The sequence below is a fragment of the Bacillus cereus group sp. N24 genome, assembly GCF_016483345.1.
GTDB classification, from domain to species: Bacteria; Bacillota; Bacilli; order Bacillales; family Bacillaceae_G; genus Bacillus_A; species Bacillus_A toyonensis.
This window is the reverse complement of record NZ_JAEHCA010000004.1, coordinates 239,017-254,199: the sequence shown is the minus strand read 5'-3', so window position 1 is coordinate 254,199 and position 15,183 is coordinate 239,017. Positions and strand designations below refer to the sequence as shown.

Here is a 15,183-nt window from a genome sequence, read left to right as displayed (position 1 = left end):
TTATATAAATATACAGTAACTATTCCCCCTCTCGTTCTTCTCTATATTTTGATCATACACATTGAAAATCTCTTTTTTCTTACTCCTTCCTTACAAATTCCTTACGTTCAAAATCACTTCTATATTTCGGTGGTTTTTATTTTAAGAAAACTTAGTTCTATTAACTTGATCGCAATGGAATAGCACCAAATTCCCATCAACTGAAGAAAAGTAAATGCCTCGAAAATGGAAATACTGCACATTTTGCTTGATGGACATAGGGACTGGCTCCTTAATATAACATTTTTACCATATAAATGTATATTACGTATTATAATTATTAAACCCAAAAAAATTTCTTATTTTTCAGAAAAATAAAACAATAAATTAGGATTTATTGTATAATGTTGTAAAAAGATGTCGGAGGGATTTAATGTTACATACAATAACTCAATTCACAATTAAGCTTTCATCAATTCTTTTATCACTCTTACTATTATTAAATTTACCTTATTTATTTATCACTCAACAAGGATTTACCTTTCAACCAATATATTTTTTTAATCAGATCGTTACTATGTTAAAAGAGATTTTCTCCCCTGAATCATTAGTGGTTATCGGCTCAGACCCGAAATTTGGTAGTTTCAAAAAAACACCATTATTCCCAACTGTTTTAGAACCTTACCTATATTCATTTACTGTATTATTTTTAGCCTTTTTACTTGCGCTCTTTCTATCTTCTAGCATGGCATTTTTTTATTTTTTAGCAAAAGATTATATAAAAAAATGGATAAACCGAATTGTGTTCATATTAGAAGCTGTCCCTGATATGATGATGATGATTTGTTTGCAAATATTTTTCATATGGGTACTTCAGAAATTCGGGGAATCTCCTGTCACCATTATTTCTTTTAATGAAAATCGAGCTTATTTACTCCCTATTTTATCTTTAGCTGTCTTACCTACATTACAAATGTTTCGGATGATGGTGTTATACATAAAAGAAGAACATGGAAAACATTACGTAGAGGTTGCATATGGAAAAGGCCTTTCATCAAGTTATATACTATGCATTCATTTATTCAAAAATATATCTATCCACTTCTTCCATCATTTAAAAACGATTTTTGTTTTCTTACTGTCTAACTTATTCATTTTAGAATTTGTTTTTAATATGCAAGGTATTATTCAATTTTTATTTAATAAGGCGTTTATTTCACCACCAGCTGCATTTATCATACTTGTTATGATTATTTTACCGTTTTATGCCATTTTTCAAATAATCTCATTCATGATGAATAGATGGCAAAATCAATTGAAAGGAGCAACATTATGAAATCTATTTGGAAATCAAAACGCTTTTTAATCGGCTTTACTTATTTATTCATACTTATTTCAGCTAGTTTTATTTATAGTTGGTTCTTTAAAGATAACATCCCAAAACCTCCTCAGTTACTTTACAATGACAATAACGAATTACTTGGAAAGGCCCCCTTTCCACCATCGTTAATACCGCCTTTTGGATCTGATCGTTTTGGAGAGTCTGTTTTCTTACAAATTGTAGAAGGAGCAAAATTCACTATTTTATTAGCCGTGGCAATTAGCTTCTTTCGAATTTTATGCGGAACATGTATAGGAATCCTCTTAAGTTTATACGCTCCAAAACTCAAGAGATTTTTCCAGGCATGCTCAGAAGTTTTTTATTATATTCCAACTCTATTTATCGCATTCATACTCATCACGCCCGTTAATATTGTAATCACATCAAATGCCGATGGGTTAGATCCAAATATTTCATTTACGTTTTATCAAGTACTCGTACTTATTTTCGTCGCTCTACCTACACTGTCTTTATATATATCCTCAGAGGTGGATGAATTTATGAAACGAGATTACATCTTAAGTTCACAATTACTGGGTGCTAGCCGTTTTCATATTATCAAAAAACACTTACGAGTCTTATTACTTGACCGCTTATTTGTGTTATTCATGGAACATATCGTCCAAACACTCATACTCGTTATCCATTTAGCGTTGCTTAACATTGTAATTGGCGGGATACAAATGCGTGAACTCTATGACGGAGTGCTCAGACCTGTTTCTATATCTAATGATTGGGCAGGCCTTATTGGATTAAATCGTAATGAAATGAATCTTTCATGGTGGATTATTTTTTATACTCTCGCTTCATTCTTTATTACGATTCTATTTATTAAGCTTATGACAATCGGGATTCAAGATGCACTGAAAGCAAGAGATTCGCAAGTTGTAGCAACTCAAAGCGTTCCAGATCATAAAAAGTTTGTTAAAAATAAAGATTCTTTTTCGTTTGCAAATAAAGTGAACTTTTAATCATATCTCATCAATCAAGTATGAATTGGCATTGATATTAATAGAATATAAAGAAGATGATCCCTATTGAATACAGGAATCATCTTTTTTATGCCGTCTAACTTTTTTACATGACCTTTGCTAGACTCATGCTTTTTATATTTAAAATGAATTATTTACAATCACAACTATTCTGTTTAAAATCGATTACCATACGCCCTTGAATTTTACCTTGTTCCATTTCTTCGAATACATTTTGTACTTTATCTAGAGAACACGTTTGAACAACCGGTACTACTTTTCCTTCTGCACCGAACATAAATGCCTCTTCGAGATCCTTACGAGTACCTACTAGAGAGCCAACTACTTCAATTCCGTCTAGTACAAGTCGTGGAATGTTTAAATCCATAGTTTCTACTGGTAACCCTACCGCAACTACTTTACCACAGGCACGTACTGCATCAACCGCTGAGTTGAATGCTACTTTAGAAACGGCTGTTACTACAGCAGCATAAGCACCACCAAACTCATCTTGCACAATCTTATCAGCAGGACCTTGAGAAATTGGATTGATAGTCATATCAGCACCAACCTCTTTTGCTAAGGCTAATTTATCGTCATTAATATCTACTGCAATTACCTTTGCACCAAATACGTTTTTAGCATATTGGATAGCTAAGTTACCTAATCCACCACAACCATAGATGACGATAGGTTGACCAGGTTTAATATCTGATACTTTAATAGCTTTATATGTAGTTACGCCTGCACATGTAATTGATGATGCTTGAGCAGGATCTAATCCTTCTGGTACTTTCACTGCATAATCAGCTGTAACGATACATTGTTCAGCCATACCACCATCTACTGAATAACCAGCATTTTTAACTTCACGACAAAATGTCTCTCTACCAGTTACGCAATATTCACAACGTCCACAAGATTGGAACATCCATGCAATACTTACACGGTCACCAACCTTAAGTGAAGTTACATCATCAGCAAGTTTAGTAACAATACCTACACCTTCATGACCAAGGATGCGACCATCCGTGTTACCAAAATCATGATTCGCAACGTGTAAATCAGTGTGGCAAACCCCACAATACTCTACATCTACTAACGCTTCACCTGAATGTAGCGGACGTAATTCTTTTTCGATAACCTCGATGTTCGCTTTGCTGTTTTTATTAACCACTACTGCTTTCATATGTGATCTCCCCTTTAGTGTTTTAGAGTTTTAATGAGTTCATCTCACAAATACTGTCCTCACTATTTTGGCTAATTATTGCGCCAAATTTAAATGTTCAATCATCATTACACGTTCATCATAACATGACATTTCAAAAGTGAATTGTGAAATTATGAACAATGTTTGAATTATTGCATAAATCTATTTTTTAACTGAATTAAAGATGCGAGTTTATGAATATAAGTAGGTCGCATCTTTCTACAGGAAAATAAATCAACTACATTTAGAAATTATATAATCAAACGATCCACCAATAAAAAAAAGCTCTTCATTTGAAGAGCTTTTTATATTCGCTTCATCGAAATTGTTTCACGTATACTTTGTAAATTTTGTAGTGTTTCTTCTTGTCGTTGCAACGACAATCCTACATACAAAGTATCTAATAAACTTAGCTGCGCTAAGCGTGATGAACTTGCTTCCGTACGAAATTCTGTTTCACGTGTTGAAGTATAAAGTGTTATATCAGCAAGTTGACTTAGTGCTGATTTCTGATAGCTCGTAATTGCAATAATGCAAGCTCCTCTTGCTTTTGCTACTTCTAACGCTTCCAGTAATCCTTTATTACTACCAGAATGAGAAATTGCAATGACTACTGCTTCTTTTGTAAGTAAACCAGCACCCATAATTTGAAAATGAGAATCTGTATGAGCAATACAAGAAATACCCGTTCTCATAAATTTATGATATGCATCCATCGCAATAATTCCAGAGCCACCATTTCCGTAAAACTCAATTCGGTTCGCTTCTTGCAAAGCTCGTACAGCTTTCTCAAGTGCGGTGTCATTTAACAAATGTAATGTATCTTGCAGTCCTGTAATATGCGAATGAAAAACTTTTTTAGCAACTGTTACCATACTATCTTCTGCTGATACTTCTTCATGAATATTTTGCATCGGTGTATGTACAATTTCACGAGCTAATGTAATTTTCAAATCTTGAAACCCTTGCAAACCAAGGTGTTTACATAAGCGGAATATCGTAGCTTCGGAACTATTCGTAACTTCTGCTAATTCAGTTATCGATTTATGTACAACATCTTGTGGATGTTTCAAAATATGTTCGGCAATACTTCGCAATTTCGGTGATAAACCGTTTAACGAAGCCTGAATCTTTCCAATCCCACTTCTTGTTCCAGGCATAGCATATCTTCCCCTTCCATTGTAGCTATATTGTACCTAATTATTGAAAGAAGAAAAACCTTTATTCGGTATCATACTATTATTTATTTGTTCCTATAAATGTTACCTTAACATATGACACACTTATTACTAGTTTCCCCCATACTTCACCGCATATAATGCCGCTTGTGTACGATCATCTACTTCCAATTTAGCTAAAACGTTTGAAACGTGCGTTTTCACAGTTTGTTCTGTAATGTGAAGCTCTGCTGCAATCTCCTTGTTGCTTCTTCCTTTCGCAATTTCGCGAAGTACCTCTTGCTCTCTTTTCGTTAACATTGAAAAAGGATTTTCTATTTCCTTCTTTACTGCGGAACGCCCCATTAATGCAGGTGTTACTTTCGGGTGAAAATTCGCATTTCCTTGATGTACTGCAATAATAGAAGCGACAAGTTGCTCTGGTTGTACTTCTTTTAATTGATAGCCATCTGCCCCAGCTTCGAGTGCTGGTAAAACATAATCTTGTTCTGAAAAACTGCTTAACATAAGTATCTTTATCGTCTCATCGTATTGTTTTATACGTTTCGTTGCTTCAATACCGTCCATTTTCGGCATTGATAAATCCATTAATACTACATCTGGCTTTTCTTTTTGAACGAAAGTTAATGCTTCTTCACCATTTTCAGCTTCCCCAATAATTTCAAACTCTTCTCTCGTTTTCAAAAAAAATACAAGTCCCCTTCGAACGATATGATGATCTTCTACAAGTAGTAATTTAATTTTCATAGACCTTCTCCCTTTCAAACCGGTAATTGAATTTCTATTTTCGTTCCCTTTTCAAGTTCTGTTTTTATTCGAAAATTCCCCTTCATTAATTCGATTCGTTCCTTCATACTTTTCAAACCAAACGCTGACTCTCTTACTTGATCCTGTATAAACCCTTTGCCATTATCTTCTACGTGAAAATGTAATTGGTTATTTTCCATTCTTAAACGAACATTTACCTTTTCACACGAAGCATGTTTTTTACAATTATGTAGTGCTTCTTGACTAATACGCCATAAAACTTCTTCTATTTCATCTCCAATTGAAACCATTCCATCAATACGAACTTCTACTTGGATCCCTAATAACTTCCCGTAGTTTTGAATCGCTTCTGCTAAACCTTTTTCTAATCCTTCAGGTCTTAATTGCCAAATTAATAGCGTCATCTCTTGTAATGCTTCTTGCGATAATTCCCCAATATAACTTAACATCTCTTGCAGACCTCTATCTTGCGTCATATTCAGAGTGCCTTTCGCTGTTAACATAATAGAAAATAACAATTGTTTAACTGAATCATGTAAATCACGAGCCAATCGATTTCTTTCAGCTACAACTACATATTTACTTTCTTTCTCCACTAATTGAATACGTTGTATTGTCGTTCCAATTTGAAATGCAATCGCTTCTAATAACGCTAACTCTTCCTCAGAAAAATGAGTCTTATGAGGTGCGGCCACATTTAATAGACCAAATTTCTCTGATCCGGACCTAAGTGGAATTGTCGCATGATGTGTAACATCTTCTGTTTCACCCCAATTACATTCAATCGCATCTTCTATTCGCTTACATTCAATAATATTTGTCGCTTTTTCTAATCTGCCATTCACAAAACGCTCTACACACCAACAGTCTCCTTCACACATCGGCTTCTTCTCTTGCCACGTAAGAGCTGGTGGTAAGTTTTCGTCTACAAGCATACGGTGCTTTCCACTTTCATCAATAAAAAATATCCACCCTGTTTGTAAATTCATAACTTGTAACAATGTATGTAAAACTTTTTCTAACATATCCTGTAAATTCGTTGCTTCATTTAGCAATTCCGCAATTTCTTTTAATGCTTCTAAACGATGCATCTCTTTTTCTTCAAAGTTCATTCTCATCACCAACTATCATTATAACATTAAGAAATTTCGAAATTCTACAAATAAAAAGAGCTGAATTCCTTCAGTTCTTTTTATTTATCAATCATTTTTTTATTTTCCCTTTAAATTTTGACCGCGTAATTCTTAAACTGAACAACGCCAAGTAATGAAGTTACTTTTAAACCCTCTAAAACTCATCTACATCTATAAATCAGAATTCTAAATGTAAAGCTTTATTTAATTGTCTGACAAAGATTGTTCTCCACGGATATGCTGCAAACTTTCAGTAGTAACGAACATATTTGCTGCTGGCATTTGCACTTGATGTTTATGGAACATAGCCATTAATGCAAACCTTACTTGTCTAGAAGTTTCAAAATAATCTTCTGGTTTAATTAAACCTGTAATACAAAATTCATATCCAACATATTTAAGGTTAGGATTTAAGTCTGTAACACCAACATATTTAAATGGTTCAACAGCCTCATCCTCTACTCTATACAAACTTTGTTCCAAATTTTCATTGCATATCACACATACGTCTTCTAACAATTCCTTAACTCTTTTAGGGTCTTCCTGATAACTTACCGTGATGCGTTCAATTACTCGCATCCATCCTTTATTAAAATTTTGTATCGTTCTAATCTCTCCATGTGGTATGGTAAGTAGTTTTCCTGACCATTCACGTATTTGCATAAAACGAATACTAATTTCCTCAATAGTTCCTGAATTTGTTCCATTAAAAGTAACAAAATCGCCAACGCGAAACTCTTTGTCCGCTAATCTCGCAAAGCCTAATATGACATCTTTTAGCATCTGTTGCGCAGCAAAACCAATGACAACTCCCGCTATCCCTGCACCTGCAATGATACTTTTTATATCTACAAACTGACTAATTAAATAAATGATTAGACTGATGATAATGATATATCTAAAAATAGATCGAATGACACTTTGAATCGTCTGCTCTACCTCTTCATCAAAAAAGCTGGACTTTCTAAAAAACCAATCAATAATGCGGTTAATAACAAACGAAATAATGATAAGAACTAAAGCAAATAGTAAAAACCTTAATAGTAAAAACTCCCTTACATAATTAAAAAACTCCTCCGTATACGCTAATATACTCATCTATCCACTTCCTTATTTTTAAAAATTTCATGTAGAGCTGATCTATTATAATTCCTTATTAATTATCTCAAAATTTTCTTTCGTAACTTTTCCCCTGACCTTTCATTTTACTTTCTTAACTATGTATTTGTATCCCTAGTACATCTTCAACAATATAACCCTTTCATTAATCTTTCAACTTCTGATGCCCTTTTCTATTTACTATAAATATACCCTTTTTAATAATCTAAAGGGAGATTACAATAGAAATTTTTATAAACAACTTTGTAATACTTACCTCATTTAAAGGAATACATTCACATAACACCGAATCATTCATTTGATACTTTTTTCACGGAGGTTACAATTAATGGGGGATATCGAAGAACTAAGAGAAATTGTTGAATCAAGACCACTCAATTTAGTAGGAGTTGCTGTAGCTGTTTTAAATGACCAAGGACAAATATTACTACAACAAAGACGAAATGGCATGTGGGGTGTTCCTGGAGGTTTTGTGGAACTTGGTGAATCCACAGAAGAAGCTGGAAGACGAGAAGTACTTGAAGAAACAGGCATTGAAATTGGTATACTTCAGTTAGTAAGTGTATTTTCAGGTAAAGAGTTTTTTGTGAAATTAGCGAACGGAGATGAATTTTATCCTATAACAATCGCTTACCTTTGCAAAGACATTAAAGGTGGCTTGCTAAAAGCTGACGGAGTTGAATCATTACATGTACAATTTTTTGATTTAAATGGGCTACCAGAAAACATTAGCCCGTTCATAAAAAAACTAATTGAGCAAAATGTCGTCTCAATTTAAACGTAAAAAGAGGCCTTTTCAAAGGCCTCTTTTTCACTTCACTTCTGCATGTAAACAAGATTTAAAATGTCCAAGTGCATATTCATGTCCTTGCGCATTAAAAGATGCAACTGCCTTTTCATATACAACAATTTTAAATCCTTTATTATAAGCATCTACTGCTGTATGAAGAACACAAATATCAGTGCACACCCCTACAAGATGAACTTCTTCTATTCCTCGTTCTCTCAACTTCATCTCTAGATCTGTTCCAGCAAATGCACTGTATCGCGTTTTATCCATATAATATACATTCGCATCATTTTTATATTTTTCGTATACATCTTGTAATTCACCGAATAAGTCTCTTCCATTTGTACCTGCTATATTATGAGGAGGGAACAACTTTGCTTCTGGATGATATTCATCATTTTCTTCATGTTTGTCGATTGCAAACACTACATAATCTCCATTTTCAATATATTGCTTCGTTATATGTACAAGTTCCTTCTCAATTTCTTGACCTGGTTTCCCGCAAGTTAAAGCACCTTTTTCAGCTACAAAATCATATGTATAATCGATATTAATAAGAGCTCGTTTCATAACTACTATCTCTCCTTCTCCTGTTTCACAATAAACAATAGAAAATTTGTTATTACGACATCGTATGTACTATTCGACATTTCAAATGAAATACCTACATTTTTCTTGCAAAACTTAACTTAATCTAAGTTTATCATAAAACAGATATACTATGACAAAACATACTGTTCCTATTAGCATGTCATGGATTTGATAATTGAGCGTAACTTCAACCACCTCGTGTAAAGTAAACCAGATTATCGAAATTATCATACTAAGCAAGATGATACGAACAAATCACTGCACACCTTCAACCTCTTTCTCTTTCTTAGTAGTAAAGAGTAATTTCTTACTATTCATACGTACTAGAAAGTGAAACAAATTATTCTCAACAACCCATTTATATCCAAATTAAAAAGTACACTACTACTTTAAGTAATGTACTTTTTATCCATAATTAAGATGCTGGCTTCGTTTCAAACGTCGCTTGATTAAAGCTAATGACTTTTCCTTTTGGGTCATTATTTTCAAACTGAGCTGCAGTAATCGTATGACTACCTGTCTCAAGTGTCTTTTCTTTTAATTGTACTGTTGTCTGTGTTGTACTAGTTACTTGATGTTTATCAGCAAATATTTGATCTACAAATACGAATGTTTCTTTATCGTTTTGAAAATTAGAAAGTTCTAATTCAACTTGCTGAATTAAAGTATCTTTTTTGATAAATACAGTCGGTGTATTGCCGTTTTCAGAAGTACCATCTGGTGTAATGACTTTTACTATCCCTTCTCCAATTGGTACTGCCCCTTCAGGAAATACAACCATACTCTCCTCACTCGCATTTACAACTTGTTCTTCCTGATTTGACTGTGCATCCTCTTTTTCCTTTGGAGCACCACAGCCTACTAATAACAATACAGACAATCCAGCGATTATGAATTTCTTCAAAATTCATCCCCCCTGTAATTTCATTATAATTTATTATACAAAAATAACTTTGTAATTTTAAAACTATTTTTAACACTTTCATGAACAAATACTAGTAGCTTGCTCACGATTACTGTACCATACTTTCCTTAATAGAACATTAATTTTTTTAATGAAATAAATAGTAATTTTATCTTATTTATCATTTTAGCCCAACAAATTAATAACATACCTATCCAAAATAAAAAGACATTGTTATTTCAATGTCTTTTCTATATGGTGATTAAAAAATAAACGTTGTAATCTCATCTACTTCTTTTCTTGGAAGTTTCTTCGGTTTATCTTTCGGATAACCGAGTGAAATAACCATATTTATTTGTTTTTCGGTCTCAATTTGGAAATATTGTCTTAGTTCTTTTTGAGCTAACAATACAGGCCCTGTCATTGGACACGTACCAAGACCCTTCGCATGTGCAGCCAGCATTAAGTTTTGTGCCGCTAAACAGCTACTCTTAATTCCTTCCTCTTCCCACACTGCATCCGGAACGAAGGCAATTGGATCAAATATCTTTTCACGAAACTTTGATTCATAAGGTGTTGCCAAACATACGATTAATACTGGTGCCTCAGAGAAAGCTGTTGCATATGGCCCGAAAGAACGTGTAAGTAATTTCCCTGCTTTCTCTTCTCCATTTTCTGCTGCTTTTGCCGCAAGTTTATGTAATGCATCCCAAGTCATTTGTTCAATTTCTTTAATTTTCTCTCGATTCATAATGACTAAGAACTCCCACGTTTGCGAGTTCGTATCACTCGGTGCATAACGAGCGCAATCAATAATTTCTTTTATATCACTAGTAGATACTTCTTGTTCTGTAAACTTTCTAACACTTCTTCTTCCGTGGATTACCTCTTTAAAAGCTTCATAATTCATACATTAAATCCCCTTTTACAGCGTTTTCAAAACCTGTCCTATGTTTGAATTATATCACGAAAAAAAGCTGGGGGAATACCAGCTTTTTTCTTCATTATTAATTTGTCACTTTAAACAAACTAATACTTTCTTCATATGCAGATTGTAGTTTTTTCGTAATTGGTCCTCTTTCGCCGCTAGCAAACTGTTCATCGCCAATTTGAACAACCGGGAATATTTCGAGTGGTGTCGCTGTAAAAAAGCACTCATCCGCCTCATATACCTCTTGTAATGAAAATTCTCGTTCTTCTACTTCGATATGTAACTCTTTCGCTAATGTTATAACATAATGGCGAGTAATACCATGCAAAATAAAGTGATCAGCTGGATGTGTAATCAGTTTATCATTTTTTACTATGAAAAAATTAGAATGACATCCCTCTGTTACAACTCCATCTCGCACTAAAATCGCTTCTTGATATCCTTGTTCATTTATTTTATTTTTAATCATGATATTAGGAAGTAGATTTAATGATTTTATATGACAAAATTTCCATCTTATATCCTCCTCTACCGTTACTTTTATACCGACTTCCATCGTAGCGACTGGTCTTGGGAACGAAACAATATTTGCAAAATACGTTGGTTGAAGGTCTTTTTCATATACATGGTTTCTTGCTTGAGCACCTCTTGATATTTGTAAATATACATTACCATCTTCTTGAAATTGATTTTTTTCAATCATTTGATGTAGCTCTTCTACTAACTCTTCCTTTGTAAATGGTGCAATGAGTTTAATTTCTTCCATTGATTTAAAAAAACGCTCCAAATGTAAATCTAATAAATGTGGCTTCCCATCGTATAGTCTGAATACCTCATATATACCATCACCAAATTGGAAACCTCGCTCTTCTAATGCAACCATCGGCTGTTCTTCCTTCGTATTTACAATTCTCCCATTAAACAAAATCCAATCTTTATGAGTAGCTTTCATTCCTTCCCACTCCTTTATTACGTGATTGATTTTATTGTACAACTTAAAACGACTGAAAAAAAGGAATTTTCTGTATTTATATAAATAAAAAATGCATCACCTATTTAAAGTGATGCACTCAGCCATTCATTTATCCCGCTATTGACGGGCAGTAAAAATCCCACCTCAAGGCTAGGTGGGAGATAACGGCCCGTAATTGCCTGATTGGTTCAACTTTATTTCAGAAAATATTTTTCAATATCATCTAGCATTAGGTTTGCTGCTTTAATACCGCCTGCTGTATTCCAAATTACTTCATCTACTTGGAATACTTTATTATTTTTAGAGGCTTGTAGCTGCTTAAAGAGTGGGTCTTCTGTCCATTCTTTTGCTAACGTGTTTCCTTCATTATTCTTATCGCCATCTTTATCAGATGTGAAATAGAATAAGTAGTCCCCATCCATATTTGGAATTTGTTCTTTTGTAATTCCTTTTATCGCAAATTCATCTTTATCTTGTAATGGTGGTCGTTTAAATCCAATATCGTTTAAAACGACACCTGAGAATGAGTTCTTTTGATATATACGAACATCACCTGGAACGAAGCGAATAATAGAAACTTTAGAGTTTAATTTATCTCCTAGCTTCTCTTTCATTCCTTCAATACGCTTTTTATAATCTTCAATTGCCTTTTGACCTTCTTTTTCTTTATTTACAGCCTTTGTATAGAGCGTAAAGTTTTCCTTCCAATCTCCACGCAATGTTTCAGCGTATACAGTTGGCGCGATTTCTTTCAATTGTTCATATATTTTTTCATGACGCATTTTATTCCCGATAATTAAATCCGGCTTAAGCTTCATTACTGCCTCTAAATTAATATCACGCTCAGTTCCTACAACTTTCGTATCTTTTAACTCTTTCGCTAAATGAGGGTACCATTCATCACCCGCACGCGGTTTCGTAGTTCCAACTGGCGTTACTCCCACAGCTAGAAGAGCCTCTGCACCTTCATTTGTTAAAACAACAACTTTTTTAGGTGTACCATTTACTGTTGTTTCCCCCATTGCATGCTTTACAGTATAAGAATCTTTCGCTTTAGCTGATGGATCATTTTCTTTTTTTTCTTCTTTACTACACCCTGCGATTATAACCATAAGTATCATAATGCAGAACATAAACATTTTTTTAGTATGTAACATATATCCTCCCTAGATGAAATCGATTATCATTAACAACTAAAGGTTAATGTATATTACATACATTGTCAATGTATATCAGAGAACTTTTTTAATATATACTATTTAGATTCTATCCGTTATTCAAATGTTTCTTTTTGAAACTATCTGTATAAGTATGTAAATAATGGCCGTTCTTAAAATGCGTATCTATGTTATATATAGATACGCATTCATATTACATTATAAATTTATTTCCTAATATTGATTATATTTAATATATGATGGATCATTATACACCCACTGATTTCCACCAAGGTTCAACCAACTGTTTTGATTAATAAATACTAAATAAGATTCTGGTTTATTTAATTTACGAATTACTGAAGATGATGTTGATGGACCACTTCTTAAATTCACATTCGTTCCTTGTATATATGCGACACCGATTGCGCTACCATCACTATTGCTCGTCTTTACAAAATTAATGTAAGACGGGTCATAATACACCCACTGTCCGTTACCTAAGTCTAACCATCCGTTACTTTCTTGATATACGACATACGATTCTGGAGAGTTTAATTGGCGAATTACTGAAGATGATGTTGATGGGCCACTTCTTAAATTTACATTTTTCCCAAGTATATAAGCAATTCCCTTCGTTTGTGGTGTTGGCTGAGGGTTTGGAGGTTGTGGATTTGGAGGATTCGGATTCGGAGCTACTCCAAAAATAGCTGCTATTCCGTTTGCATATGCTTGACATAGATCTTCAATAAATTGTGGGTTTTTCAATAAATTTGCATCAAACGTTGTATCAATAAAAGCAGTCTCAGTTAAAATTGCATCCATTGCAGTCTCTCTTAGTACTGCATAATTTGCTTTTTTTGCCCCTCGGTCACGAAGGCCGTATTTTGTTAATACAGGATTGACTGCTGCATGAATTTTTTGTTGCTTTGCATATGCGGAGCTACTGTTAGATAACCCATTATAAATATAACTTTCAAATCCAGTTCCACCGCCACTATTTATATGAAATGAGATAAAGTAATCTGCTCCAAAAGAATTAGCGATATTAGCACGTTCTGATAAAGAGATAAATACATCACTATCACGTGTCATTTTAATAGTAATTGGGTAGTTTGCAGATAGAATGTCTCGCACACGTCTCGCTATTTGAAGTGTTAAGTTTTTTTCTACTAAACCATTACCAACAGCACCAGAATCATATCCACCGTGACCTGCGTCTATTACAAGTTTCATATCACTGTCTCGTTCCTTTCTTTCGTGTAATAGGTTTACATTGCTACTCGTCCTATTTTATGTAAAATGTACAAGTTCCGTTACAATTACAAATAAAAAACCACCTTATGTAAGGCGGTTTCTATCATCTTGCTTTAACCAATTTAAAATAAATATATACGATTGATAGTGAATATAACGTATGCAAAATAAAATAAATAAAAGACCCATTCCAACACCGCTGTATAACAAACCGAACTTTAAAAAAATGTTCAAAAGTGGCGGGAAATTAGTAATATTTTGTACTGTAACAAGCATGCAAAACAAAATAAAAAACACAGGTACATATTGTAATTCGTACGGCTTTCTTTTCTTACTAGCTCTTTTCCGAATGAACTTATGGCTTAGTTCTGCCAAAATAAAACATCCTCCAATTAATACAAGACCAGAAGTCATTATCATGTATCCACCTGCCTTATATTTATTTTAGTACATTACTAATCATCGTTATATTTTCTTCACGTATGTTCCATCTTCTTCATTAAAGCCAAAGCTCTCTATGAAAGTTTTTGCTTGTTCTGTTAATTCCTTTTGTAACACTTTTATCTCTTTCACACCTCTTTGTTTCATCATCTCTTCAAATGTAAAATACGTATTTGTTCCATATCCGTAACTTTGATAATCAAAATGAATTATTAATTGAGATAAAACTACACTCTCTTCTTGAACACTGTAATCTATTACACCAATATATGTATCATCAACTTTTACGCAATACTGCACCTGTTTCTCACTTACATTATGCGAGCGGAACATTTCTTTAACAACGCTTTCATTTTCTACTGTTACTTTTTCAAACGCAATCATATGTTGTCCATCCTTT

At 33.6% G+C, this 15,183-nt stretch carries 16 protein-coding genes and 1 pseudogene; 3 read left to right on the top strand and 14 right to left on the bottom strand.

The genetic code is table 11. The features are described from left to right. Positions 1 to 412 precede the first annotated feature (412 nt). A complete protein-coding gene (locus tag JDS95_RS09165) occupies positions 413 to 1,315 on the top strand; it encodes an ABC transporter permease subunit (RefSeq protein ID WP_199690420.1) in 903 nt (300 codons plus the stop codon). Beyond that, complete coding sequence (locus tag JDS95_RS09160) at positions 1,312 to 2,331, top strand: ABC transporter permease (RefSeq protein WP_131229190.1); 1,020 nt, start codon at positions 1,312 to 1,314, stop codon at positions 2,329 to 2,331. The genes JDS95_RS09165 and JDS95_RS09160 overlap by 4 nt, the downstream gene beginning before the upstream one ends. A 151-nt stretch (positions 2,332 to 2,482) precedes the next feature. On the opposite strand, the gene adhP is transcribed toward JDS95_RS09160, so the two are convergent. The 5 genes from adhP to JDS95_RS09135 all read right to left on the bottom strand — a co-directional run bounded on the left by adhP (position 2,483) and on the right by JDS95_RS09135 (position 7,718). After that, entirely contained in the window at positions 2,483 to 3,520 is a 1,038-nt protein-coding gene (gene adhP, locus JDS95_RS09155) for an alcohol dehydrogenase AdhP (RefSeq protein WP_000649126.1), read from the bottom strand. Positions 3,521 to 3,846: 326 nt separating this feature from the next. Next, positions 3,847 to 4,701, bottom strand: a complete 855-nt coding sequence (locus tag JDS95_RS09150; protein WP_001119637.1) for a MurR/RpiR family transcriptional regulator — start codon at positions 4,699 to 4,701, stop codon at positions 3,847 to 3,849. Positions 4,702 to 4,830: 129 nt separating this feature from the next. After that, positions 4,831 to 5,466, bottom strand: a complete 636-nt coding sequence (gene casR / locus JDS95_RS09145) for a two-component system response regulator CasR (RefSeq protein WP_000694633.1) — start codon at positions 5,464 to 5,466, stop codon at positions 4,831 to 4,833. 14 nt (positions 5,467 to 5,480) lie between these two features. Continuing rightward, a complete protein-coding gene (locus tag JDS95_RS09140; RefSeq protein ID WP_001008454.1) occupies positions 5,481 to 6,599 on the bottom strand; it encodes a GAF domain-containing sensor histidine kinase in 1,119 nt (372 codons plus the stop codon). A 225-nt stretch (positions 6,600 to 6,824) separates the two neighbouring features. Further along, the gene (locus tag JDS95_RS09135) at positions 6,825 to 7,718 is read right to left on the bottom strand and encodes a mechanosensitive ion channel family protein (RefSeq protein ID WP_000025243.1); all 894 of its coding nucleotides are present in this window, start codon (positions 7,716 to 7,718) and stop codon (positions 6,825 to 6,827) included. A 349-nt stretch (positions 7,719 to 8,067) separates the two neighbouring features. Here JDS95_RS09135 and JDS95_RS09130 point away from each other — a divergent pair, with 349 nt between their 5' ends. After that, positions 8,068 to 8,517, top strand: a complete 450-nt coding sequence (locus tag JDS95_RS09130; protein WP_000502290.1) for an NUDIX hydrolase — start codon at positions 8,068 to 8,070, stop codon at positions 8,515 to 8,517. Between the two features lie 33 nt (positions 8,518 to 8,550). Here JDS95_RS09130 and JDS95_RS09125 read toward each other — a convergent pair whose 3' ends face one another. The 9 genes and pseudogenes from JDS95_RS09125 to JDS95_RS09090 form a co-directional block, all read right to left on the bottom strand. Further along, positions 8,551 to 9,099, bottom strand: coding sequence for a cysteine hydrolase family protein (locus tag JDS95_RS09125; protein WP_000816778.1), 549 nt, complete (start codon positions 9,097 to 9,099; stop codon positions 8,551 to 8,553). Positions 9,100 to 9,213: 114 nt separating this feature from the next. Then, positions 9,214 to 9,459 (bottom strand): annotated as a pseudogene (locus tag JDS95_RS31815) (hypothetical protein). 76 nt (positions 9,460 to 9,535) lie between these two features. Beyond that, the gene (locus JDS95_RS09120) at positions 9,536 to 10,024 is read right to left on the bottom strand and encodes a putative periplasmic lipoprotein (RefSeq protein ID WP_000713449.1); all 489 of its coding nucleotides are present in this window, start codon (positions 10,022 to 10,024) and stop codon (positions 9,536 to 9,538) included. Positions 10,025 to 10,286: 262 nt separating this feature from the next. Continuing rightward, positions 10,287 to 10,934, bottom strand: a complete 648-nt coding sequence (locus tag JDS95_RS09115) for a nitroreductase family protein (protein ID WP_001105130.1) — start codon at positions 10,932 to 10,934, stop codon at positions 10,287 to 10,289. A 97-nt stretch (positions 10,935 to 11,031) separates the two neighbouring features. Beyond that, a complete protein-coding gene (dat, locus tag JDS95_RS09110; protein ID WP_000648376.1) occupies positions 11,032 to 11,907 on the bottom strand; it encodes a D-amino-acid transaminase in 876 nt (291 codons plus the stop codon). Between the two features lie 215 nt (positions 11,908 to 12,122). Further along, on the bottom strand, positions 12,123 to 13,085 hold the full coding sequence (locus JDS95_RS09105; protein ID WP_000903333.1) for an ABC transporter substrate-binding protein: 963 nt from the start codon (positions 13,083 to 13,085) through the stop codon (positions 12,123 to 12,125). Positions 13,086 to 13,319: 234 nt separating this feature from the next. After that, positions 13,320 to 14,321, bottom strand: coding sequence for an N-acetylmuramoyl-L-alanine amidase (locus tag JDS95_RS09100; protein WP_085449863.1), 1,002 nt, complete (start codon positions 14,319 to 14,321; stop codon positions 13,320 to 13,322). A 105-nt stretch (positions 14,322 to 14,426) separates the two neighbouring features. Next, entirely contained in the window at positions 14,427 to 14,756 is a 330-nt protein-coding gene (locus tag JDS95_RS09095) for a hypothetical protein (RefSeq protein WP_000200454.1), read from the bottom strand. Positions 14,757 to 14,807: 51 nt separating this feature from the next. Beyond that, positions 14,808 to 15,167: a GNAT family N-acetyltransferase gene (locus JDS95_RS09090; protein ID WP_000559960.1), complete on the bottom strand. Its 360-nt coding sequence runs from the start codon at positions 15,165 to 15,167 to the stop codon at positions 14,808 to 14,810. Positions 15,168 to 15,183 lie beyond the last annotated feature (16 nt).